The sequence below is a fragment of the Streptomyces sp. NPDC002619 genome (genome assembly GCF_042889305.1).
Lineage (GTDB): Bacteria > Actinomycetota > Actinomycetes > Streptomycetales > Streptomycetaceae > Streptomyces.
The window spans coordinates 2,124-3,535 of record NZ_JBIAQV010000119.1 but is presented as its reverse complement, the minus strand read 5'-3'; the positions used below and the strand labels follow the sequence as shown (position 1 = coordinate 3,535).

General features: G+C 57.7%; 1 rRNA gene (only partly in view). It reads left to right on the top strand.

The features are described from left to right. The first annotated feature begins 141 nt into the window (after nt 1–141). A 23S ribosomal RNA gene (locus ACFYXB_RS45445) occupies nt 142–1,412 on the top strand (it continues 1,922 nt past the right edge of the window).

Genomic DNA, 1,412 nt, shown 5'->3' with positions numbered 1-1,412 from the left:
CCGGGCACGCTGTTGGGTGTCTGAGGGCACGGCCGTAATGGTCTGTCTTCGGTTGCCGGCCCCAGTGAACTCCGGTTGTTGCCGGGGGTGATGGGTGGTTGGTCGTTGTTTGAGAACTGCACAGTGGACGCGAGCATCTGTGGCCAAGTTTTTAAGGGCGCACGGTGGATGCCTTGGCACCAGGAACCGATGAAGGACGTGGGAGGCCGCGATAGTCCCCGGGGAGTCGTCAACCAGGCTTTGATCCGGGGGTTTCCGAATGGGGAAACCCGGCAGTCGTCATGGGCTGTCACCCGCTGCTGAACACATAGGCAGTGTGGAGGGAACGAGGGGAAGTGAAACATCTCAGTACCCTCAGGAAGAGAAAACAACCGTGATTCCGGGAGTAGTGGCGAGCGAAACCGGATGAGGCCAAACCTACGACGTGTGAGACCCGGCAGGGGTTGCGTCGTGGGGGTTGTGGGATCTCACTTGATCAGTCTGCCGGCTGGTCGGCGAGTCAGAAACCGTATGGGTAGGCGAAGGACATGCGAAAGGTCCGGCGTAGAGGGTAAGACCCCCGTAGCTGAAATCTGTACGGCTTGCTTGTGAGACACCCAAGTAGCACGGGGCCCGAGAAATCCCGTGTGAATCTGGCGGGACCACCCGCTAAGCCTAAATATTCCCTGGTGACCGATAGCGGATAGTACCGTGAGGGAATGGTGAAAAGTACCCCGGGAGGGGAGTGAAATAGTACCTGAAACCGTGTGCCTACAAGCCGTGGGAGCGTCGGAAGCAGCTTGCTGTTTCTCGTGACTGCGTGCCTTTTGAAGAATGAGCCTGCGAGTTTGCGGTGTGTTGCGAGGTTAACCCGGGTGGGGTAGCCGTAGCGAAAGCGAGTCCGAACAGGGCGGTTTGAGTAGCACGCTCAAGACCCGAAGCGGAGTGATCTAGCCATGGGCAGGTTGAAGCGGAGGTAAGACTTCGTGGAGGACCGAACCCACCAGGGTTGAAAACCTGGGGGATGACCTGTGGTTAGGGGTGAAAGGCCAATCAAACTCCGTGATAGCTGGTTCTCCCCGAAATGCATTTAGGTGCAGCGTCGTGTGTTTCTTGCCGGAGGTAGAGCACTGGATAGGCGATGGGCCCTACCGGGTTACTGACCTTAGCCAAACTCCGAATGCCGGTAAGTGAGAGCGCGGCAGTGAGACTGTGGGGGATAAGCTCCATGGTCGAGAGGGAAACAGCCCAGAGCATCGACTAAGGCCCCTAAGCGTACGCTAAGTGGGAAAGGATGTGGAGTCGCAGAGACAACCAGGAGGTTGGCTTAGAAGCAGCCACCCTTGAAAGAGTGCGTAATAGCTCACTGGTCTAGTGATTCCGCGCCGACAATGTAGCGGGGCTCAAGCGTACCGCCGAAGTCGTGTCATTGA